At 68.7% G+C, this 20,295-nt stretch carries 14 protein-coding genes; 7 read left to right on the forward strand and 7 right to left on the reverse strand.

All coding sequences use genetic code 11. The annotated features are described in order from the left end of the window. Window positions 1–2 precede the first annotated feature (2 nt). From M8R19_RS00225 to M8R19_RS00235, 3 genes are all read right to left on the reverse strand, one after another. Complete coding sequence (locus M8R19_RS00225; RefSeq protein WP_249916654.1) at window positions 3–2,432, reverse strand: TonB-dependent siderophore receptor; 2,430 nt, start codon at window positions 2,430–2,432, stop codon at window positions 3–5. A gap of 286 nt (window positions 2,433–2,718) precedes the next feature. Then, window positions 2,719–3,708, reverse strand: coding sequence for a FecR domain-containing protein (locus M8R19_RS00230; protein ID WP_249916655.1), 990 nt, complete (start codon window positions 3,706–3,708; stop codon window positions 2,719–2,721). A 21-nt stretch (window positions 3,709–3,729) separates the two neighbouring features. Next, window positions 3,730–4,257, reverse strand: coding sequence for a sigma-70 family RNA polymerase sigma factor (locus tag M8R19_RS00235; RefSeq protein ID WP_249916656.1), 528 nt, complete (start codon window positions 4,255–4,257; stop codon window positions 3,730–3,732). Between the two features lie 192 nt (window positions 4,258–4,449). On the opposite strand from M8R19_RS00235, the gene M8R19_RS00240 reads away from it, so the two are divergent. From M8R19_RS00240 to fhuE, 3 genes are all read left to right on the forward strand, one after another. Continuing rightward, window positions 4,450–4,974: a sigma-70 family RNA polymerase sigma factor gene (locus M8R19_RS00240; protein ID WP_074983755.1), complete on the forward strand. Its 525-nt coding sequence runs from the start codon at window positions 4,450–4,452 to the stop codon at window positions 4,972–4,974. Between the two features lie 38 nt (window positions 4,975–5,012). Then, window positions 5,013–5,939 (forward strand): FecR domain-containing protein, encoded by a 927-nt coding sequence (locus M8R19_RS00245; RefSeq protein ID WP_083426832.1) that lies wholly within the window; start codon window positions 5,013–5,015, stop codon window positions 5,937–5,939. A gap of 99 nt (window positions 5,940–6,038) precedes the next feature. After that, complete coding sequence (gene fhuE, locus M8R19_RS00250) at window positions 6,039–8,465, forward strand: ferric-rhodotorulic acid/ferric-coprogen receptor FhuE (RefSeq protein ID WP_249916657.1); 2,427 nt, start codon at window positions 6,039–6,041, stop codon at window positions 8,463–8,465. 557 nt (window positions 8,466–9,022) lie between these two features. On the opposite strand, the gene M8R19_RS00255 is transcribed toward fhuE, so the two are convergent. The 4 genes from M8R19_RS00255 to pvdQ form a co-directional block, all read right to left on the reverse strand. Next, window positions 9,023–10,015 carry a GNAT family N-acetyltransferase gene (locus tag M8R19_RS00255; protein ID WP_249916658.1) on the reverse strand — a complete coding sequence of 331 codons (993 nt, stop codon included), beginning with the start codon at window positions 10,013–10,015 and terminating at the stop codon, window positions 9,023–9,025. Between the two features lie 57 nt (window positions 10,016–10,072). After that, the gene (locus M8R19_RS00260; protein ID WP_249916659.1) at window positions 10,073–11,395 is read right to left on the reverse strand and encodes a lysine N(6)-hydroxylase/L-ornithine N(5)-oxygenase family protein; all 1,323 of its coding nucleotides are present in this window, start codon (window positions 11,393–11,395) and stop codon (window positions 10,073–10,075) included. Between the two features lie 159 nt (window positions 11,396–11,554). After that, window positions 11,555–11,863: a transcriptional repressor gene (locus M8R19_RS00265; RefSeq protein ID WP_074983741.1), complete on the reverse strand. Its 309-nt coding sequence runs from the start codon at window positions 11,861–11,863 to the stop codon at window positions 11,555–11,557. Between the two features lie 127 nt (window positions 11,864–11,990). Further along, complete coding sequence (gene pvdQ / locus M8R19_RS00270; protein ID WP_249916660.1) at window positions 11,991–14,279, reverse strand: bifunctional acylase PvdQ; 2,289 nt, start codon at window positions 14,277–14,279, stop codon at window positions 11,991–11,993. A 284-nt stretch (window positions 14,280–14,563) separates the two neighbouring features. Here pvdQ and M8R19_RS00275 point away from each other — a divergent pair, with 284 nt between their 5' ends. The 4 genes from M8R19_RS00275 to M8R19_RS00290 all read left to right on the forward strand — a co-directional run bounded on the left by M8R19_RS00275 (window position 14,564) and on the right by M8R19_RS00290 (window position 20,285). Next, complete coding sequence (locus M8R19_RS00275) at window positions 14,564–15,577, forward strand: FecR family protein (RefSeq protein ID WP_249916661.1); 1,014 nt, start codon at window positions 14,564–14,566, stop codon at window positions 15,575–15,577. A gap of 131 nt (window positions 15,578–15,708) precedes the next feature. After that, the gene (locus M8R19_RS00280; protein ID WP_074983736.1) at window positions 15,709–16,881 is read left to right on the forward strand and encodes an efflux RND transporter periplasmic adaptor subunit; all 1,173 of its coding nucleotides are present in this window, start codon (window positions 15,709–15,711) and stop codon (window positions 16,879–16,881) included. Next, entirely contained in the window at window positions 16,882–18,861 is a 1,980-nt protein-coding gene (locus M8R19_RS00285) for a MacB family efflux pump subunit (RefSeq protein WP_249916662.1), read from the forward strand. Between the two features lie 11 nt (window positions 18,862–18,872). Beyond that, window positions 18,873–20,285, forward strand: coding sequence for an efflux transporter outer membrane subunit (locus tag M8R19_RS00290; protein WP_074983731.1), 1,413 nt, complete (start codon window positions 18,873–18,875; stop codon window positions 20,283–20,285). The last annotated feature ends 10 nt before the right edge of the window (window positions 20,286–20,295 follow it).

The following is a 20,295-nucleotide window of genomic DNA, read 5'->3' on the forward strand; positions in this document are numbered from 1 at the left end:
GGTTAGAAGGTAGTGCGCAGCGAGGCCAGCAGGGTGCGCGGCTCGCCGTAGTAGTTGCCGGCGGCGCCGGCGATCGACTGGTAGTACTTGCGGTCCAGGATGTTGCTGCCGTACAGGCCGACGCTCCAGTCGGGCAGGAACTGGTAGGCCACGTGGGCATCCAGGGTCGCATAGCCGCCGCCGTTCCACTCGCCGCTGCTGTCCTTCCAGCCGGTGGAGCTGGTGGCGTAGGCCGCGCCGCCGATGCTCCACTGGCGCCAGGCACCGGGCAGCTGGTAGTCGGAGGCCAGCTTGAACAGGTGCTTGGGGGCCACCATGCTGAACGGCGCGCCGGCATTGGTGCTGTCGTCCAGCGACTTGACGTCGTCGTAGGTGTAGCCGGCGGAGAGCGTCCAGCCCGGCAGCAGCATGCCGCTGACCTGCAGCTCCAGGCCCTGGCTGCGTGCCTTGCCCTGGGCCAGGTAGTAGCCGGGGAAACGCGGGTCGGACAGAGCGCGGTTGCTCTCGTCGATCTGGAACAGCGCCGCCGAGGCGTTGGCCCGGCCGCCGAGGTATTCGCCCTTGATGCCCAGCTCGTACTGCTTGCCCTCGACGGGTTCGATCAGGCTGCCGGCCTCGGTGTAGAAGCCGCTCTGCGGCTTGAAGATCGAGGTGTAGCTGGCATAGGCCGAATAGGTGTCGTCGAGCGCATAGACCAGCCCGACGATGGGCGAGAACTTGCCCTTGACGTGCGTATCGGAGGGCGGCGTGCCGAAGTAGTTGTCATAGGCGTCGGCGGGCTTGATGCGCGCATGCCACCAGGTCATCCGCCCACCGGCGACCAGCGTCAGCGGGTCGGCCAGGTGCAGGCGCACGTTGCCGTAGACCCCGTACTGCTCGATCAGGGTCCAGTTCTCGTTGTGCCGGCCGCCGGCGAAGTCCTTCGAGTAGAGCGAGTTGCTGCTGAACACGTCCTCGAAGTAGTCGCCCCAGTCGTCCAGGCCGCTGGTCTCGGTGTTGATGAAGCGCTGGGTGTTGTGGGTGTTCTCGTGCAGGTAGTTGGCGCCGAAGGTCAGCTGGTGCTCGCGGCCGAACAGCGAGAACGGCCCGCTGGCGTAGGTGTCCACGGCCTGCTGGCGATCCTCGCTCTGGTAGTTGTAGCTGTAGGGGTTGCCGATGTTGGTGCCCGGCTCCAGCGGGCCGCCGGGAATGCCATTGAGGAAGTGGGTGTCGATGATGAGGTAGTTGTAGGTGAGCTTGGCCTTCCACTCGTTGGCCAGTTGCCGCTCGACCTCGGCGAAGGCGTTGCTGCGGCGGTTGCTCAGGGCGTTCCAGCTGGCGCCCAGGTAGGTCGAGCGGGACACGTCGAGCAGGTGCCCGTCCGAGTATCCGGGCAGGCCGTACATGGGCTTGGCGGTGGTTTCGCTATGGCTGATGCCGGTGCGCAGGGTGGTGTCCGGGTCGGGATCGACCTCCAGGGTGCCGTAGAACTGCTGGTCGCGCTGCCAGGTGCCATCCTGCATCTGATGGCCATAGCCGGTCAGCCCGACGAAGCGCCCGCGCAGGCTGCCTTCATCGTTCAACGGCCCGCCCACGTCCAGTTGCTCGCGGTGAGTGCTGCGGCTGCCGGCCAGCACTTCCGCCGAACCCTGGAACTGCGCCGGCGCGTGCTTGCGCACCAGGTTCACCACCCCGCCATCGCCGCCGAAGCCGTTGAACAGCCCGGCCGGCCCGCGCAGCACCTCGACCTGCTCGTACATGGCCAGGCTATCGGCGATGGTCGCCGCGCCGCCGGCGGGGATCGCCGTGGGCACGCCGTCGAGCTGGAAGGTGCCGATCGGGAAGCCGCGCGCGTAGTAGTCGGTGGCCATCGGGTTGGCCAGGCTGACGGTCACCCCGGGGCTCTGGCGCATGGCGTCGTCGAGGTTCTTCATTTTCTGCTGCTGGATCTGTTGCTGGCCGACCACGCTGACCGACTGCGGTATCTCGCGCTGGCTCAGCGGCGTCTTCGAGCCAACCGTGGTGGCGGGGTTGACCCTCTGCGCGATCGCGTCGGGCTCGCTACCGACCACCGTCATCGGCGACAACTCCGCCGCGCCGGTGGTGGGAATGGCCTGCAGCGTGTAGCTGCCGTCGCCCTGCTCCACCGCCTGCAGCCCCGTACCGGACAGCAACAGGTCGAAGGCTTCGTCCAGCCTGTAGGTTCCATGCAAACCGGCGCTGTTCTTGCCCGTCGTCACCGCGCCGGGAACACTCAGCAGCACGTCGGCCTGATCCGCCAGTTGGTTGAGCGCCGCCGACAACGGCCCGGCCGCGATGTCGAAACGCTTCGCCGCGGTCCGCCCGGCGCTGACGGCGGCCTCGGCCCGCGTGGAGACGCTCGCCCCCGTGGCCGCCACGGTGACGGCGCCCAACAGCGCGCAGCGCACCGCCAGCGAAAGGGGGCGACGCACGAAGTGCAGGAGCAGGCGGGAGCGGCCGGTGGAGGAAGCTCGCGACCGAAACGATGGGCAGAACATAGGACGATTTCCCTGGAATGACGGTTGGCAAGGCGAGGGCCAGCGCCGCTACGGCAGGCGCCAGAGCCCTGGCAGCGGCCGTCTGGGTGGGCTCGTCTGCCGGGCGCGCTCGGGCGCTCATGCTCCCGAATGCTCCTCTGTCATCTACGGAATCGAACGAGGCGCTGAAAAACGAACCGTCGCGATGAAAAAAATTCGCGAGGCTTCTGCCGCTCGCCGCTCAACGCGGCTCGATGCTCGTCCACCAAGGCAAGGTATGGCGTACCCGCACGGGCAGATTGCGTTCGAGCATGGCCAGGGCATGATCGGGATCGTCGATGGGGAAACGTCCCACGACCTTCAGCTCGGCCACCTCCGGCGCCACGCCAAGATGACCTTGCCGGTAGCGTCCCAGCTCCTCCACCAGCACGCCCAGCGGAATGTTGTCGGCCAGGACGACACCCCGCGTCCAGGCCTCCCGCATGGGCTCGGCAGGCATCGTCGGGGTGATGGCCGTGGCCGTGAACTGGCGCTGCTGGCCGGCCGTGACCAGTTGCGTCTCGCCCGCCGCATTGCGGATCCTGACGCTGCCCTCGAAGACCGCCAGCAGCGTATGGGTCGACGTCTGGCGGACGTTGAAGCGCGTCCCCAGTGCCTGCAGGCTGCCGAAATCGGTGCGGACGAAGAAGGGCCGGCGCAAGTCGTCCTTCGCGGTATCGATGAGTATTTCGCCCATCGCCAGGGTCAGCAGGCGTTGGCTGGTGTCGTAGGCGACGTCCAGCGCGCTCCTGGTGTTCAACCAGACTCGCGTGCCGTCGGCCAGCTTCAGGTCGCGTCGCTCGCCGATACCGGTGCTGAAGTCCGAACGCCAGGCCGTGACCAGCCCCGGCAGCGGCGAATAACGCCACCCCAGCCAGGCGCACAACCCCACTCCGGCGAGCGCGGCCAGGCCGCGCAGCACCAGGCGCCGTTCCAGGTCCTTGCTGGTCGCGGCGCCCACCGCCGCGGCGGCCGCTTCGCGCACGCCATCGCCACGCAGGGGGACGAAACGGGCACTGACGGCCTCGATATGCCGCCAGGCCTGGCGGTGCTCCGGGCATTGCGCGAGCCACTGCTCCCAGGCACGCCGCTCGGCCCCCGTGGAGCCCTCGGCATAGAGCGCCGCGTACCACTGCGCCGCAGCTTCCAGGCTGGCGAAATCGGCTTTGACCTCGTCGTCACGCAGCGTCATTGCGGCCCTGTCGTCCATGCTTCAGTGGGCCAGGCCGGCATCGACCAGGGCCAGTTGCAGCATGGCCTGCGCCAGGTACTTCTGGACCATGCGCTCGGATACGGCAAGGTTGGCAGCGATCTCCCGCGTAGGCAGGCCATGTATCTGCGCCATCACGAATGCCTGCTGGGCTTTGTCGGAGAGACGAGCGAGCACGGCACCAACCTCCAGGATCGTCTCGATCACCAGCAGGCGGAACTCGGGCGAGGGCTCGAAAGGCTCCGGCTGGGCCGCCAGCGTGTCCAGCCAGGCCTGCTCCACCTCGCGCCGGCGCCACAGGTCGATGCACATCCCGCGGGCCATCGTGCACAGGTAGGCACGCGCATCCACCGAGCTGGAGAAGCCACGCGAGGCAGGCTTGAGCAGCAGACGCAAGAACACGTCATGGGTCATGTCCGCTGCATCGGCTGCATTGCCAAGGCGCTTGTGCAGCCATCCCCTGAGCCAGCCGTGGTGATCGCTATACAGCAAATGCAGCCCCTGCTGCCCGGGAAGCTCGGCGACGGACATTGGTGGCCTCGTGTTTGCTGGAGGAGCGCAGGGAGGGATTGTCAAATGGCAATAGTTATCATTTATAACCTGGCTGCCACACGCAAAACAAGCCTGCCAAACAGGCATCCTCTCTTCCGTGCCAGCCTTGCCGGAGGCCTGGCGAAAATCATAAGATGGTAATAAGTCTCAATTTCATGACCCGGACTATCCATGTCGGCATCGCGTACCAGGGAATTGGTGAGTCACCTCTATCAAGACAATCACCGCTGGCTGCTCGGCTGGTTGCGGCCGCGGGTCAATTGCACCGAGCTTGCCCGGGACCTGGTGCAGGATGTGTTCATCCGCATCCTGACCGCCCAGGACGCCCCGGATCGCCTGCAGGAGGTACGCGAGCCCCGGGGCTACCTGGCCACCATCGCGCGTAGGCTGATGATCGACCACTACCGGCGCGACCGCCTGGAGCGCGCCTGGCTCGCGGAGCTGGCCGGCCAGCCCGAGGCGCTGGAAATCAGCGAAGAGGACCGGGCCATCCTGCTCGAAACGCTCTGCGAGCTGGACCGTATGCTGGCCGGGCTGGGCCCGAAGGTGCGGCGCGCTTTCCTGCTCTCCCAACTCGAGGGCATGACCTACCGGAAGATCGCCGAAGCCGAAGGCCTCAGCGAGGTCACCATCACCCGCTACATCGCCAAGGCCACCCATCACTGCATGCTCTTCCGCCTGGGAGCCCTGCCCTGAGCCTCCTGGACCGCCTCGACCGACAGCAGCGCGAAGCGCTGGAGCAGGCCGCCACCTGGCACAGCCTGCTGCAGAGCGAACACGCCACCGAGCACGACCGCAATGCCTGGCAGCGCTGGCTGGAAGAGCGCGGCGAGAACGCCTGGGCCTGGCGCCAGGTGGAGCTGACGCTTGGCCAGTTCGGCCGCCTGCCCGCTTCGCTCGCGCCCCGGGCCCTGCTCCAGGCCGAGCGGAACGGACGCCTGAACCGACGCACGCTGCTCAAGGGCTTCGTGCTCGTCGCGGGCAGCACGGCGCTGGGCTATGGCGGCCTTCGCTACACCAGGACGGCGGGATGGGATGCGGACCTGCGTAGCCCGCTGGGCGAGCGGTTCGGCACTACCTTGCCTGACGGCACCCGCGTACAGCTCAACAGCGACAGCGCGGTGGATGTCGCCTATGACGCCCACCAGCGCCAGTTGATCCTGCGTCGCGGCGAGCTGCTGGTGACCACGGCCCCCGATAGCCTGAACCGCCCCTTCCTCGTCCAGGTGCCGCAAGGAACGGTGCAGGCGCTGGGCACCCGCTTCGCCGTGCGCCTGCAGGACGACAGCGCCCAGGTCGCGGTCTTCGAGCACCGTGTCCGCCTCACGCCGGCCCACGGGCAGCCGCTGTTGCTCGAGGCCGGCCAGCAGTGCTCGCTCAGCGCCGATGCTGCCGGCAGGCCTTTCCCCGTTTCTCCGGGACAGGATGCCTGGAGCACCGGGCTGCTGGTCGCCAACCGGCAGCGGCTGGATGAGTTCCTGGCCGAGCTGGCTCGCTATCGCAGCGGCTGGCTGCATTGCGACCCCGCCGTGGCGGGGCTCAGGATCAGCGGCACCTTCTCCCTGGACGACACCGACAAGGCCCTGCGGGCGGTGGCCTCCAGCCTGCCGGTGCGGGTCGTCCAGCGCACCCGCTATTGGGTCAAGGTCGTGCCTCGCTGAAAATTTCTGCGGGCCGCTGATAGGTTTCCCCGTGCTCCTTCGACTCATCAAGCAGAGGGCAAACGCCCCACTGCCAACCTGGAAGAGCACGACACCACCATGAGAGCACCCTTCGCCCCACGTCCCCTCCCCCTGGCGCTGGCCCAGGCGCTGCTGTTTTCCGCCGTACTGGGCCTGGGCGTCCCCGCCCAGGCCGAACCCGATGGCGCCGACGTGCGCGAATACCACATCGGCAAAGGCGACCTGGGCGCAGTGCTGACGCGCTTCGCCACCGAAGCCAAGGTCCTGATCTCCTTCGACCCGGCGCTGACCGACGGCCGCGTGAGCCACGGCCTGGACGGCCGCTACAGCGTGCAGCAAGCCCTGCAACGGCTCCTCGATGGCTCCGGCCTGCAGGCCGAGCAGGACAGCGACGGCCGCTACACCATGAAGCCGGTCTCGGAAGAGCCGGTAAACCTGGGCGTTACCCAGGTCATCTCCAGCCCCCTGGGCACCACCACCGAAGGCACCGGCTCCTACACCACCGGCGCCACCGCCTCCGCCACCGGCCTGCCGCTGTCGACGCGCGAGACACCGCAGTCGGTGAGCGTCATCACCCGCCAGCGGATGGACGACCAGAACATGACCACCCTCGGCGACGTGCTGGCCAACGCGCCGGGCATCTCCGCGCCGCAGCTGGACAGCGAGCGCACCGTCTTCGCCTCGCGCGGCTTCTTCATCAACGACCTGCAGTACGACGGAATTTCCAGCTACTACAAGAGCAACTACGCCGCGGGCGAGTCCGAGCTGGACGCCATCATCTACGACCGCATCGAGATCGTCCGCGGCGCCACCGGCCTGCTCACCGGCGCCGGCGAACCCTCGGCCTCGGTCAACCTGGTGCGCAAGCGCGCCGACAGCAAGGAATTCCGCGGCGAGGCGCAGGTCAGCGCCGGCTCCTGGGACAACTACCGCAGCACCCTGGACCTGTCCGGCCCGCTGACGCCCACCGGCAACGTGCGCGGCCGCCTGGTGGGCGCCTACCAGGACAAGAAGAACTTCTTCGACCGCTATTCCCGCGAGGGCCACGTGATCTACGGCGTGGTCGACGTGGACCTGACCGACGCCACCACCCTGAGCCTGGGCGCCAGCTACCAGAAGTCCGACGCCGACGGCCTGACCTACGGCGGCGTGCCGCTGTGGAACAGCGACGGCTCGAAGACCCACTACAGCCGCTCGTTCAGCATCGCGCCGAAGTGGAACACCGAGGAAGTCGAGGTCAAGAACTTCTTCGCCAACCTCGAGCACCGCTTCGATAACGACTGGCTGGCGCAGTTCCGCGTCATGCACAACCGCAACGAGGTGGACAACGCGCGGATCTTCAACTGGGGCTTTCCCGACCCGGAGACCGGCCTGATCGACGCCGAACCCTCGCAGTCGCGCTTCCCCGGCGAGCGCAAGCAGCAGAGCACCGACCTGCGCCTGTCCGGCCCGTTCGAACTGTTCGGCCGCACCCACGAGGCCGTGGTCGGCGCCACCTACTTCGACCACAAGTACTCGTTCGACTGGATCGGCAACAAGACGCCCTGGCAATCCCCGGTCAGCGTGTACGACTTCGGCCACGTGGCGGAACCGGAGTGGGACTACGAGAACCGCGAGCTCTCCGAGCGCAACCACACCAAGCAGAAGGCCGGCTACGCCGCCCTGCGCCTGTCCCTGGCCGACCCGCTGAAGCTGATCCTCGGCGGCCGCTTCACCCAGTACGACCGCGAAGGCGCCGGTTGGGCCTCCTCGGGCGAATACGACTACAGCGACCACAAGTTCATCCCCTACGCCGGCCTGGTCTACGACCTGAACCAGAACTACTCGCTGTACGCCAGCTACACCAGCATCTTCAACTTCCAGGACTACCGCGACCGCAACGGCGCCTGGCTCGACCCGGTCACCGGCGACGCCTACGAGGCCGGCATCAAGGGCGAATTCCTCGACGGCAGGCTGAACGCCTCCCTGGCCGCCTTCCGGATCGTCCAGGACAACCTCGGCCAGCAGGACGTCGGCTACTCCGTGCCCGGCAACCCCGACAGCCCGGCCTACTACGCCACCGACGGCGCCACCTCCAAGGGCGTGGAGTTCGAACTGTCCGGCGCCCTCACCGAGAACTGGAACGCCTTCTTCTTCGCCACCCACTACAGCGCCAAGGACTCCGACGACAATGACGTGAACACCCAGCTGCCGCGCACCATGGCACGCCTGTTCACCACCTACCGCCTGCCGGGGCAATGGAAGCAGCTGACGGTGGGCGGCGGCGCCAACTGGCAGAGCCGCATCTACTACGACGGCGTGGGTCCCCAGGGCCAGCGCCAGGAGCAGTCCGACTACCTGGTCGCCAACCTGATGGCCCGCTACGACATCACCCCGCAAATCTCGGCGCAGCTGAACGTCAACAACCTGTTCGACGAGAAGTACCAGACCGCGGTGAACTGGTACGGCCAGGGCATCTGGGGCGCCCCCCGCAACGTCCTGGCCACCTTGAACTACAAGTTCTGAGCGGCGAACGACAAAGCCCTGGACGCTGTTCAGTCAAGGAAAAATGCCGTTTCTCTTTATGAGGGGAACGGCATTTTCATGTGGGGTGGGGTTGGGGGCTTGGTGTAGCGCGCCGCTCCGAGTGCTCGGATGTTTCTCTGGAAATCCGTAGGGCGGATAACGCCTACGGCGTTATCCGCCGAATCGCGGACAGAGTCCGCTCCTACGGTTCCAGGAAGCACGGGCGTAGGAGCAACTGTCTTGCCGGCTGCGCCAAGGCGCTTTTCGTAGGATGGGTTGAGCCTTGGCGAAACCCATGCGGTCGTGGTGATGGGTATCGCTTCGCTCAACGCCATCCTACAGGTCTGATGTTTGCCGGAGGGCGTAGGAGCGGACTTTGTCCGCGATTGGATTCAACGCCCCCGCCGGACACCCCGGTGGCACGAATGGTCCCCTCTCCCGCTTGCGGGAGAGGGCTGGGGAGAGGGCGCTCTTTAACCTCTGCCTCAACACCGTCGTAAACCCGTAGCCCCGTAGAAAAGCAGGCCCCGCCTGGAGCGCCCCCGGGGCTGAGGCGGTCAGCGCAGCGCGCAGCGCTCGAAGAAGCTTTCCCGGCTCTGCACCATCAGCGCCGCGCGCTTGTGCGGGAAGTCGAATTCCTTTTCCCGCCAGAAGCCCAGGCGCTGCATGTGGCCGATCATGCGCGCGTTGTCCGCGCGGGGCTCGGCAACGATGCGCTGGGTGCGCGGTTCGTCCAGCAGCAGGTAGTGGACCAGGGCATCCAGCCAGCTCTGTACCTTGTGCGGGCCGCGCTGGCTGTCTTCGCCCACCAGCATGTGGATGCCGCGGTCGTAGTCGTCCGCTGCGTAGAACGGCGCGATGCGGTCTTCCTTGGCCCAGTAGGCTTCGAAATAGGCGAAGGGCTGGTCGTCGAAGCAGCCGATCAGCGTCAGCGCGTGAGGGTCGAGCGCGAGCTTTTCCAGGTAGGCCCGGTGTTGCGCGAGGCTGCCGCCCTCCTGCCAGAACTCCAGCACGCGCGGATGATTCTGCCAGCGGTTGAAGCGCTCCAGGTCGGCGTCGATATCCAGGGTGCGCAGGGATATCCAGCTTCCCAGGCGGGCATCGAAGCGCCGGTAGACCTCGCCTTCGGGCTTGGGCGGGCGCAGCGGGTGACGCTTGCCGGCGTCCATGCGGAACACCTGGGGGAACGCCACCTCAAGGGGCTGGCGCAACCAGGGCTGCGGCAGTTGCCAGAAGGCGCTGCGCTCCACTTGCGCCAGGCCGTCGCCGGTGCGGCTGAGCAGCCCTTCGGTGTAGGCCTGCGCCGGGCAGCCGGCGCCTTGCAGGAGGATTACCTGGCGCTGTTCGTCATGGGCGAAGCACCAGTAGGCGAAGGCCCAGAGCGCGAAGGGTGACACCTCGGACAGCAGCTGCCAGGTATGGCCATCGCTTTCCAGGGCAAGCAGCCCCGCGCCATCGAGGGACAGCGTCAGGCGTCGCCCCTGCGTCTCGGCACTCAATTGGCGGCCGTCGGGTAGTGGCAGGATGGATTCGGGAAGCGGACTGGACATGCGGATACTCTCGCTTGGAGGCGCCGCCCCGATGGGGGCGGCAACGGGCCCATGGGCTCAGGCGGTCTCGGCGGCGACTGTGCGAGCTGCCGGCTGCGCCTGCAGGTGCCGGAACAGCGACGTGGAAATCTCCTCGGCGCGGGCCGGCAGGACCGACAGCAGGGTGTCGCTGAGGCCGTGGCTGGCCTGGCTGAAGCCCTGCAAGTAGATGGGCGCGCGCAGTTGCGCGTCGGTCTGCAGGCGGTAGTCGCGGTCGACGCGGAAGTCGCCCAGGTGCGCCTGCAGCGGCGCCAGCAGTTCGCGGTGCGAGTTGCGCTCGTAGCCGGTGGCCAGTATCACCGCGTCGTACTGCTTCTGTTCCACCTCTCCGGTGGCGCTGTCGCGCAGGCTCAGGTGCACGCCGGCGGCGTCGGCGCGCACGCCTTCGACGTGGCGGCGGCAGAGGAAGCCGTGGCGGGCCTGCCCGGAGACCTTCTGGCGGTAGAAGATGGCGTAGATGCGCTCGATCAGGTCGAGGTCCACCACCGAGTAGTTGGTGTTGTGATATTCGGCGATCAGCTTCTCGCGCTCGCTTTCCGGCTCCTGGAACACCAGGTCGGTGTAGTCGGGCGCGAAGATTTCGTTGACGAAGGGGCTATCGTCAGCCGGCTTGAGCACGGCGGCGCGCAGGATCATGTCGACCTGTACCGAGGGGTAGCTGTCGTTGAGGTCGATGAAGGCCTCGGCGGCGCTCTGCCCGCCGCCGACCACGGCGATGCGCATCGGCTCGTGGCGCACGCAGGGCTGCTCGGCCATGCGCTCCAGGTAGCGCGCATGGTGGAACACCCGCGCATCGCCGCGCAGGCTGGCGAAGGCTTGCGGGATGCGCGGCGTGCCGCCGGTGCTGAGGACGATGGAGCGTGCCAGGCGGTAGTTCTCGTGGCCTTCGGCGTCACGCGAGACCACCTTGAGCAGGTCGATGCCGTGGGCGCCGGCGACCGGCTCCACGTGCTGCACCTCCTCGCCGTAGCGGGCCTGCTCGGCGAAGTGCCGGGCGACCCAGCGCAGGTAGTCGTTGAACTCCATGCGGCACGGGTAGAAGGTGCCGAGGTTGATGAAGTCCGCCAGGCGCCCCTGGCTGTGCAGGTAGTTGACGAAGCTGTAGGGGCTGGTGGGGTTGCGCAGGCTCACCAGGTCCTTGAGGAAGGAGATCTGCAGTTCGCTCTGCGCCACCAGGGTGTTGCCGTGCCAGCGGTAGTCGCCCTGCTTGTCGAGGAACAGCGCATGGTAGTCGAGGCCCTCGCGTTGCGCCTGCTCCTGCAGCGCGATCGCCAGCGCCAGGTTGGAAGGCCCGAAACCGATGCCGAGAACGTCGTAGGTGGGGGTGATCATCTGGTTCATGCTGCCAATATCCTTAGCCCGTTTGCCAGGAGGCGCGGTGGCGGTCCGCCGGCCCATGGGGACGCCGCATCGGCGCCTTGTTTCTGAAAGACGAGACCGCTTTGCGGAAATTTAGAATGCGTCCTATTAGCGTTTTCTGTAGGAATCTCTAGCGACGCATCACTGCAGACGGCGCGCCTCGCCCTCTTCGTCCAGCGCCATCGAGAACGAGAACGAGGGCGCCAGGCGGTAGCGGCGCTGTGCATCGCGCACCAGCACGCCGCTGCGCCCCAGGCTGCGCAGGGTGCTCTGCACGCAGGCCTGGGTGATGGAGTTGGTCGGTTCGCGCAGGCGCTGGTAGAGCTCTTCCACCGTGTAGGCGTCCTGCTCGTGGAAGGCGCTCAACACCACCAGCCGCGGCAGGCTGGTGCGCAGGCCGGCATGGGCCAGAATCCGCCGCGCGGGCTCGCTGGCTCTGGATTGGGTCATTGGCTTCTCCTTGTCCCCCTGGGCCGGGCGCAGCCAGTGGTCAGGGTGCGCCGCCCTCCTCTTGCATGGTCGAATCCGTTCCGCAGGTGCCTGAAACTCGTTGGAAATCATGGGAGTCCGCCTCCTTTCATTGCGCCAGGCGCACCACCCGGAGTGTGGGGTCCGCGTCGATCTGCGCCTCGGTGAAGGGCAGTGGCGACCAGGCCTGGCGCGAGAACAGCCGGGTCTGGTCGGCGTGGTGCGGCGAGCGCGGCTCGCTGGCCTGGGAGAACGCCAGCAACCCCTTGGCCTGCGGGCCCTCGGCGGTGAAGCTGACCAGCTGGATGTAGCTGCTGCCGCTCACCACCTCCAGATGGTCGCCGTGGGGCACGCTCTGCATGGCGTTGTAGATGCCCAGGTGGCCGTCGCCGCCGGGGATCGGGATCGGCGGCTTGGCTGTGCTGCTGACCTGCACTTCGCCCCAGCGTTGGCGCTGGTCGAGCCCCAGTTCATGCACCTCTTTCGTCGCGGCCAGCAGTGCCTCGCGCACCTGTTTCGCCACCTGCGGCTTGTCCAGGGCGATGCCGCTGGGCGTCTGTAGCGGGCGCACGGGGTCGAAGGGCACCTTCCAGGCGCCCTCCAGACCGTCGAAGTGGGTCATGAAGCGCTGGAAGTAGACGAAGCCCGGGCCGGCGTCGAGGTTGGCGCTGCGGTCCCACTTGGCGAGGCTGCCACAAGCGGACGACAGCGCTGCTTCCTGCGCCTGGCGGCACAGTTGCAGCAGGTCGGGCAGCACCAGGTCGGCGGCGTAGACGTGGTTGCCGGTGACCAGCCGCTGCAGCAGCGGTTCATCGATAGCGCCCTTGCCCTGCAGGGCCTGCAACGCGAAGCGGGCGCGCAGGCCCAGGGGCTGGTCCTGGCGGCTGGCCAGCGGCGAGAAGCCTTCCAGCGGCGCCGCCGGGTTGGTCATCCAGGCGCTGTCGTTGGAGTTCTGCACGAAGTCGCGGCGCACCAGCGCCGGCAACTGTGTGGCCGGCTGGATGCCGGGCTGCGCCGCGCCGGGGTCGCGGCTCCAGCCGCAGCGGCCGAGGTTGCCCTGCAGCGCCGGCAGGCCCTCGGCGACCAGCGCGGGAATGGCGCAGGCCTGCAGCTGCCCCGGGGTCAGGTTGGGCACCACGGACTGGTTCAGGTAGAGCACGTCGCCGTGCTCGTCGGCGGCCAGGGTATTGACCCAGGGGATGCCCTGCAGGGATTCCACGCGCTGGCGCAGGTCCGCCACGTCGCGCGCCTGGTTGATCGAGTACCACTGCTGCAGCACCCGCGTGTTGCCCAGGTTGGCGTCACGCAGGGCATAGGCTTCGCCGGCGCTCCAGTCGAGCTTGCCGGGCCAGACCAGCACCGGGCCGTAGACCGACTCGTAGACGTTGTGCTCGACCGTCTGCAACTGGCCGTCGGCGCCGCGCACCTGGACCTTCACCACGAGCTTCTCCAGCGGCTGCCAGCGTCCGTCCAGGCGGTAGTGCAGCGGGTTCTGCGGGTCCAGTTCCAGGCGGTAGAGGGTGAAGTGGCTGGAGGTGTCCACCGTGTGCGTCCAGGCCAGGTGCCGGTTGAAGCCGATGTTCACCATCGGCAGCCCGGGCAGCGCCGCGCCCATGACGTCCAGCTTGCCGGGGATGCTCAGGTGCAGCTGGTAGAAGCGCATGGCGCCCTGCCAGGGGAAATGCGGGTTGGCCAGCAACAGGGCGTGGCCGCTGGCCGAGCGCTCCGAGCCGACGGCGATGGCGTTGCTGCCGCGTTCCAGGCGGAAGCGCTCGCGGCGCTGCTCGGCCAGGCGGAAGCCCTCCGCGCCGGTCAGGGCTGCACTGGCAGCGCCCGGCGGCGCCGCGGCCACCACGGCCTGGGCGAACTGGCCGACACCGCCCTCCACCAGCAGGCGACGGGTCAGGCGCACCAGGTCGCTGCTGTCGATCGGCTTCAGCCAGGGCTGGCCCAGGCAACTGGTGGTGTCGGTGCTGGCCTCCCGCAGGAAGCGGTTGAAGCCCGCCGCGTAGCCTTCCAGCAGTTGCGTCACTTCCGCGGACTGGGCCTTGCGGAAGGCCTCCACCGATTCCGGACGGTTGAGCCAGGTGAAGAAGACGTCCGAGGCGAGGTTGCCGACCTGCGCCGAGGATTCGCCCTCGGCGCCGAAATAGCGCGAGCGCTCGCCGCGGGCGGTGACGATCTCGTCGGCCAGCAGGCAGGCGTTGTCGCGGGCGTAGGCGTAGCCGACGCCGAAGCCCAGGCCGCCTTCGTCGGTAGCGCGGATGTGCGGTACGCCGTAGGCGGTCCAGCGGATGTCGGCGGCCAGGGCGGCCGGGCGGGCGCTGTCGGCGTGGGCCTGGGGCAGCAGGCCGAGCAAGGCGCCGGCGAGGCCGGCCACGAGGGTGCGCTTTTGCATCGATTCATCTCTGTACGAGCGCGCCGCGGATGGCGCAGGACGACGGGAAGTCGCGGCCTTCGGCGGCATGAATGCTCCGCCCAGAACACCGGCATTCAGGGAACGAAGCGCGCCCGGGAAACTTTACCGGCGCCCGCCGTATGCGCCCGGGCAAGGCTGGATCGGGGTGGCTGGCGCCCGGCCGCGGCTTTCCGTAGGATGCGAGCTCTCCTATAATTGCGCCCATCATCCCTCCGCCATGGCGGCGCCGGATCCAGGCGCGGCAAGGTTCAACCGGCCCCTTCATGACTACCCCCCCTTCCCCTTCGAGCGATCCCGTGGCGCAAGCCGCCGCGCACTGGTGCATGCGCCTGCACGAGCAGGACTGCAGCGATGCCGAGCGTGCGGAGTTCCAGCAATGGCTGGAAAGCGACCCGCGGCACGCGGCCAAGTACGCCGAAGTGGAAAAGATCTGGAAGCTCAGCGCGCACCTGCTGGAAGCCCGCCCCACCCCGCGCACTACCGGCCGCCGTCCGCCGCTGCCGCGTCCGCCCGCGCAGGCCGGGCGCCGCCGGCGTTCCTGGCGCAAGCAGCTGCGTGCCGCCGCCCTCGCCCTGCTGGTACTGCCGGCCGCTGGCTACCTGGGCTGGCTGCAGGGCTGGGTGCCGGACAGCTACCACCGCTACCAGGCCGACGCCACCCTGCGCAAAGTGGTGCTGCCCGACGGCAGCGAGGTCGAGCTGAACCTCAATACCCGCCTGTCCTATGCCAATTTCCGCGACGTGCGCCGGGTGGTGCTGGACCACGGCGAGGCCTATTTCCACGTCAGCCACGACGCCAGCCACCCCTTCGTGGTGCGCGCCGCCAAGGGCAGCATCACCGTTACCGGCACGCGCTTCGACGTGTGGAAGTACCAGGACCAGGTCACCGTGACCGTCACCGAAGGCTCGGTGCGGGTGCGCAGCGAGAAGGACGGCAACGACAGCAGCCTGACCCCCGGCATGCAGGCCAGCTACCGCGCCGGCATGCTCCAGCCCCTGGTGGCCAGCGCCGACCCCGCCCAGGTCCTGGCCTGGCGCGACGGCCGCCTGGTGCTCGACGACCTGTCGCTGGGCGCCGCCCTGCCGCTGATCAACCGCTATCTGGACGCCCCGCTGGTGCTGGCCGACCAGACGGTGGCCAACCTGCGCATCGGCGGCACCTACCGCACGCGCAACCTGCAGGAACTGGTCAATGCCCTGCCCCGGGTGCTGCCGGTCGAGCTACAGCGCCTGGACAACGGCAGCATCCGCATCAGCAGCCGCTACGCGCAGTTGTAACAGCGCGCGAATAAAGCTCCGCGAGCCCTGTCGGCGCTAAATTTCCTTGGGCATCATCCGTCTTCCCGAAAGCGCATGCCTGGCCGCGATCCCGCGGCGGCATGCCTTCCAAGCCCTGGCCGGAACCCCGAATGAAACGCCCCCGTCGTACTGGTCGCACGCTGCTGATCGCAGCCCTCCTCACCTCCCTGCTCGCCGTCGCCGCCTGGCAGACCCACCCTTTCGGCGGCGATGACCTGATCACCGCCCCGGTCGCCCGTGGCGACATCGAAAGCAGCGTCACCGCCCTCGGTACCCTGCAGCCGCGGCGCTACGTGGACGTGGGCGCCCAGGCATCGGGGCAGATACTCAAACTGCACGTGGAGCCCGGCGACGAGGTCAAGGAAGGCCAGCTGCTGGTGGAGATAGACCCCTCCACCCAGCAGGCGCGGGTCGACGCCGGCCGCTATTCCATCGAGGTGCTCAAGGCGCAACTGGCCGAGCAGCGCGCCCAGCACCTGCTCGCGCGCCAGCAATACCAGCGCCAGCAGCGCCTGGCCGCCGCCAGCGCCACCCGTGAGGAAGACGTGCAGACCGCCTACGCGCAGGTGCAGGCGACCCAGGCGCGGATAGACATGTACCAGGCGCAGATCCACCAGGCCAAGGCCACCCTGCGCAGCGACGAGGCCGAGCTGGGCTACACGCGCATCTATGCGCCCATGTCCGGCACCGTGGTGGCGGTGGACGCCCGCGAGGGCCAGACGCTCAACGCCCAGCAGCAGACGCCGCTGATCCTGCGCATCGCCAAGCTCTCGCCGATGACCGTCTGGGCCCAGGTCTCGGAGGCCGACATCGGCCGCGTCAAGCCGGGCATGCCGGCCTATTTCACCACCCTCGCCGGCGAGCAGCGGCGCTGGAGCGGCACGGTGCGGCAGATCCTCCCGGTGCCGCCCAAGCCTCTGGACCCGAACAACCAGGAAAGCACCGGCAGCGGCTCCGCCGGCGGTTCCAGCGGCAGCGGCCGGGTGGTGCTGTACACGGTGCTGGTGGACGTGGACAACAGCGACCACCAGTTGATGGCGGAAATGACCGCCCAGGTGTTCTTCGTCGCCGCCACCGCCCAGGGCACCCTCACCGCGCCCGTGGCCGCGCTGCATGAAGATGGCCAGGGCGGCCGCCACGTCTGGGTGGTCGGGCGCAACGGCAAGCCGGAGAGCCGCAAGGTCGAGACCGGCATCAGCGACCGCCTGCACGTCCAGGTGCTGTCCGGCCTGCAGGAAGGCGAACGCCTGCTGATGGCCGCCCCGGACAATGGCGAGGGCTGAATGAGCGAAACCCTCCAGGACATCCCGCTGATCGAACTGCGCGACGTACGCAAGCGCTACGGCGGCAACGGCAGCCCCGAGGTCGAGGTGCTGCGCGGCATCTCCCTGAGTATCCACCCCGGCGAGTTCGTCGCCATCGTCGGCGCCTCCGGTTCCGGCAAGTCGACGCTGATGAACATCCTCGGCTGCCTCGACCGCCCCAGCAGCGGCCGCTACCTGTTCGCCGGGCGCGACGTCGCCGAGCTGGACAGCGACGAGCAGGCCTGGCTGCGCCGCGAGGCCTTCGGCTTCGTGTTCCAGGGCTACCACCTGATCCCCTCGGCCTCGGCCCAGGAAAACGTCGAGATGCCGGCCATCTATGCCGGCACCCCGGCCCTGCAGCGCCACGGCCGCGCTCGCCAGTTGCTGGAGCGCCTGGGCCTGGGCGAGCGCACCGGCAACCGCCCGCAGCAGCTTTCCGGCGGCCAGCAGCAGCGCGTCTCCATCGCCCGCGCCCTGATGAACGGCGGCCACATCATCCTCGCCGACGAACCCACCGGCGCCCTCGACAGCCACAGCGGCGCCGAGGTCATGGCGCTGCTCGACGAGCTGGCCGCCCTGGGCCACGTGGTGATCCTGATCACCCACGACCGCGACGTCGCCGCCCGCGCCAAGCGCGTCATCGAGGTGCTCGACGGCGAGATCGTCAGCGACAGCGCCAATGGCGCGCCGTCGCAGCCGGCCACCCCCGGCCTGCGCGCCGAGGAGCTGCGCGAGCGCCTGCAGCAGGGCAGCGCCGAGCCCGCCGGGGCCTGGCGCGCCGAACTGCTGGAAGCCATCCGCGCCGCCTGGCGGGTGATGTGGCTGAACCGCTTCCGTACCGCCCTCACCCTGCTGGGTATCGTCATCGGCGTGGCCTCGGTGGTGGTGATGCTCGCCGTCGGCGAAGGCAGCAAGCGCCAGGTGATGGCGCAGATGGGCGCCTTCGGCTCCAACATCATCTACCTCAGCGGCTACTCGCCCAACCCGCGCACGCCCATGGGCGTCGTCAGCCTGGACGACGTCGCGGCCATCGCCACCCTGCCCCAGGTGAAGATGGCCATGCCGGTGAACGGCGGCGAACTGGTGGTGCGCCACGGCAGCCTCGACTACCACGCCTACGTCGGCGGCAACAACACCGACTTCCCGGCGATCCTCAACTGGCCGGTGAGCGAAGGCAGCTACTTCACCGAACGCGACGAAGCCAATGCCGCCACGGTCGCGGTGATCGGCGCCAAGGTGCGCGAGAAGCTGTTCGGTGCCAGCAGCCCGATCGGCCGCTACATCCTCATCGAGAACGTACCCTTCCAGGTGGTGGGCGTGCTGCAGGCCAAGGGCTCCAGCTCCGGCGACCAGGATGCCGACAACCGCATCGCCGTGCCCTACTCCGCCGCCAGCATCCGCCTGTTCGGCACGCGCAACCCGGAATACGTGATCATCGCCGCCGCCGACGCGCGCCGCGTGCACGAGACGGAGAAGGCCATCGACCGCCTGATGCAGCGCCTGCACCGCGGCCAGCGCGACTACGAGCTGACCAACAACGCCGCGCTGATCCAGGCCGAGGCGCACACCCAGAACACCCTGTCGCTGATGCTCGGCTCCATCGCCGCCATCTCCCTGCTGGTGGGTGGCATCGGGGTGATGAACGTGATGCTGATGACCGTGCGCGAACGCACCCGCGAGATCGGCATCCGCATGGCCACCGGCGCGCGGCAGAGCGACATCCTGCGCCAGTTCCTCACCGAGGCCACGCTGCTCTCGGTGGTCGGCGGCCTGGTCGGCGTCGGCATCGCCCTGGGCATCGGCGGCGCGTTGCTGCTGGGCAAGGTGGCGGTGGCGTTCTCCCCGGCGGCCATCCTCGGCGCCTTCGCCTGCGCCCTGGCCACCGGCCTGGTGTTCGGCTTCATGCCGGCGCGCAAGGCCGCCCGCCTCGACCCGGTGGCCGCCCTGGCCAGCCAATGACGGACACCCGAATGAAAGCCCTGAGCCTACTGCCCGCCTGCCTGCTGCTGGGCGCCTGCGCCGGCGCCCCGGCCCCCCTCGACAGCGGCATCGTCACCCCACCCGCCTGGCAGTATGGCGCCGGCGACACCCGCCGCGGCGAGCTGCAGCGCTGGTGGACGCGCTTCGGCGCCGGCGAGCTGGACGGCCTGATCCAGCGTGCCCTGGACAACAGCCAGGACCTGGCGGCGGCCATCGCCCGCGTCGACCAGGCCCGCGCCAGCGCGGTGATCGCCGGCGCGCCGCTGCTGCCGGAGGTCAACGCGCAACTGGGCGTCACCCGCGAGAAGCTGCTGCACGGCACTGGCTACAGCGGCATCGACGCCAGCGAGGACAATGAGGCGGTGGACACCTTCAGCGCCGGCCTCAGCGCCAGCTACGAAGTGGACTTCTGGGGCGGCCGCCGCGCCGCCTACCGCAGCGCGCTGCAAAGCCTCAAGGCCAGCGAATACGACCGCGCCACCGTGGAACTGACATTGGTGGCCGGGGTAGCCGACGCCTACCTGCAGGTGCTCGCGCTGCGCGAACAGCAGCGCATCGCCCGGCTCAACCTGGAGAACGCCGAGCAGGTCCTGGGCCTGGTGCGCAGCCGCCGCGAGGCCGGCTCCGCCACCGAGCTGGAGGTGGCCCAGCAGAGCGGTCTGGTGGCCGCCCAACAGCGCCAGTTGCCGCTGTTGCTGCAGCAGGAACGAGATGCCCAGGTCACCCTGGCCACCCTGATCGGCGAACCGCTGCCGGCCCTGAAACTGGGCGGCCAGCCGTTCGACAGCGTGCAGTGGCCGCAGGTCGGCGCCGGCCTGCCCAGCGAACTGCTCGCCCGCCGCCCGGACATCGCCCGCGCCGAAGCGCAACTGGCGGCGGCCCAGGCCGACGTGCAGGTGGCCCGCGCCGCCATGCTGCCCAGCCTGACGCTGACGGCCAACCTGTCCTCCGGCGCCAACCACGCCTCCGACCTGCTGCGCACCTCCTACTACGACCTGGGCGCCAACCTGCTCGCGCCCATCTTCAACCACGGCCGCCTGGGCGCCGAGCGCGACCGCCGCCTGGCGCTGCAGCGCGAGTTGCTGGAAAACTACCGCAAGGCCATCCTCGGCGCCTTCGCCGACACCGAGCGCTCGCTGAACGGCATCGACGGCATCGACCGCCAGCTGCACTGGCAGCAGCAGGAACTGGAACAGGCGCAGCGCGCCTTCGAACTCTCCGACAGCCGCTACCAGGCCGGCGCGGAAACCCTGCTCACGGTGCTGGACACCCAGCGCACCCTCTACCAGGCGCAGGACGCTGCGGTGCAGCTGCGCCTGGCGCGCCTGCAGGCGGCGGTGGGGTTGTTCAAGGCCCTGGGGGGCGGCTGGGAAGAGAGCGGCAGCCTCGCCCGACGACCCTGACGCCGCGCTC

This window comes from Pseudomonas sp. R3.Fl (assembly GCF_023516765.1).
GTDB classification, from domain to species: domain Bacteria; phylum Pseudomonadota; class Gammaproteobacteria; order Pseudomonadales; family Pseudomonadaceae; genus Pseudomonas; species Pseudomonas citronellolis.

Bases quoted from the DNA above. Each gene is read 5' to 3' on its own strand.
- M8R19_RS00230 (WP_249916655.1), bottom strand. From the start codon at position 3,708: ATGACGCTGCGTGACGACGAGGTCAAAGCCGATTTCGCCAGCCTGGAA.
- M8R19_RS00235 (WP_249916656.1), bottom strand. From the start codon at position 4,257: ATGTCCGTCGCCGAGCTTCCCGGGCAGCAGGGGCTGCATTTGCTGTAT.
- M8R19_RS00240 (WP_074983755.1), top strand. From the start codon at position 4,450: ATGTCGGCATCGCGTACCAGGGAATTGGTGAGTCACCTCTATCAAGAC.
- fhuE (WP_249916657.1), top strand. From the start codon at position 6,039: ATGAGAGCACCCTTCGCCCCACGTCCCCTCCCCCTGGCGCTGGCCCAG.
- M8R19_RS00255 (WP_249916658.1), bottom strand. From the start codon at position 10,015: ATGTCCAGTCCGCTTCCCGAATCCATCCTGCCACTACCCGACGGCCGC.
- M8R19_RS00260 (WP_249916659.1), bottom strand. From the start codon at position 11,395: ATGAACCAGATGATCACCCCCACCTACGACGTTCTCGGCATCGGTTTC.
- M8R19_RS00265 (WP_074983741.1), bottom strand. From the start codon at position 11,863: ATGACCCAATCCAGAGCCAGCGAGCCCGCGCGGCGGATTCTGGCCCAT.
- pvdQ (WP_249916660.1), bottom strand. From the start codon at position 14,279: ATGCAAAAGCGCACCCTCGTGGCCGGCCTCGCCGGCGCCTTGCTCGGC.
- M8R19_RS00275 (WP_249916661.1), top strand. From the start codon at position 14,564: ATGACTACCCCCCCTTCCCCTTCGAGCGATCCCGTGGCGCAAGCCGCC.
- M8R19_RS00280 (WP_074983736.1), top strand. From the start codon at position 15,709: ATGAAACGCCCCCGTCGTACTGGTCGCACGCTGCTGATCGCAGCCCTC.
- M8R19_RS00285 (WP_249916662.1), top strand. From the start codon at position 16,882: ATGAGCGAAACCCTCCAGGACATCCCGCTGATCGAACTGCGCGACGTA.
- M8R19_RS00290 (WP_074983731.1), top strand. From the start codon at position 18,873: ATGAAAGCCCTGAGCCTACTGCCCGCCTGCCTGCTGCTGGGCGCCTGC.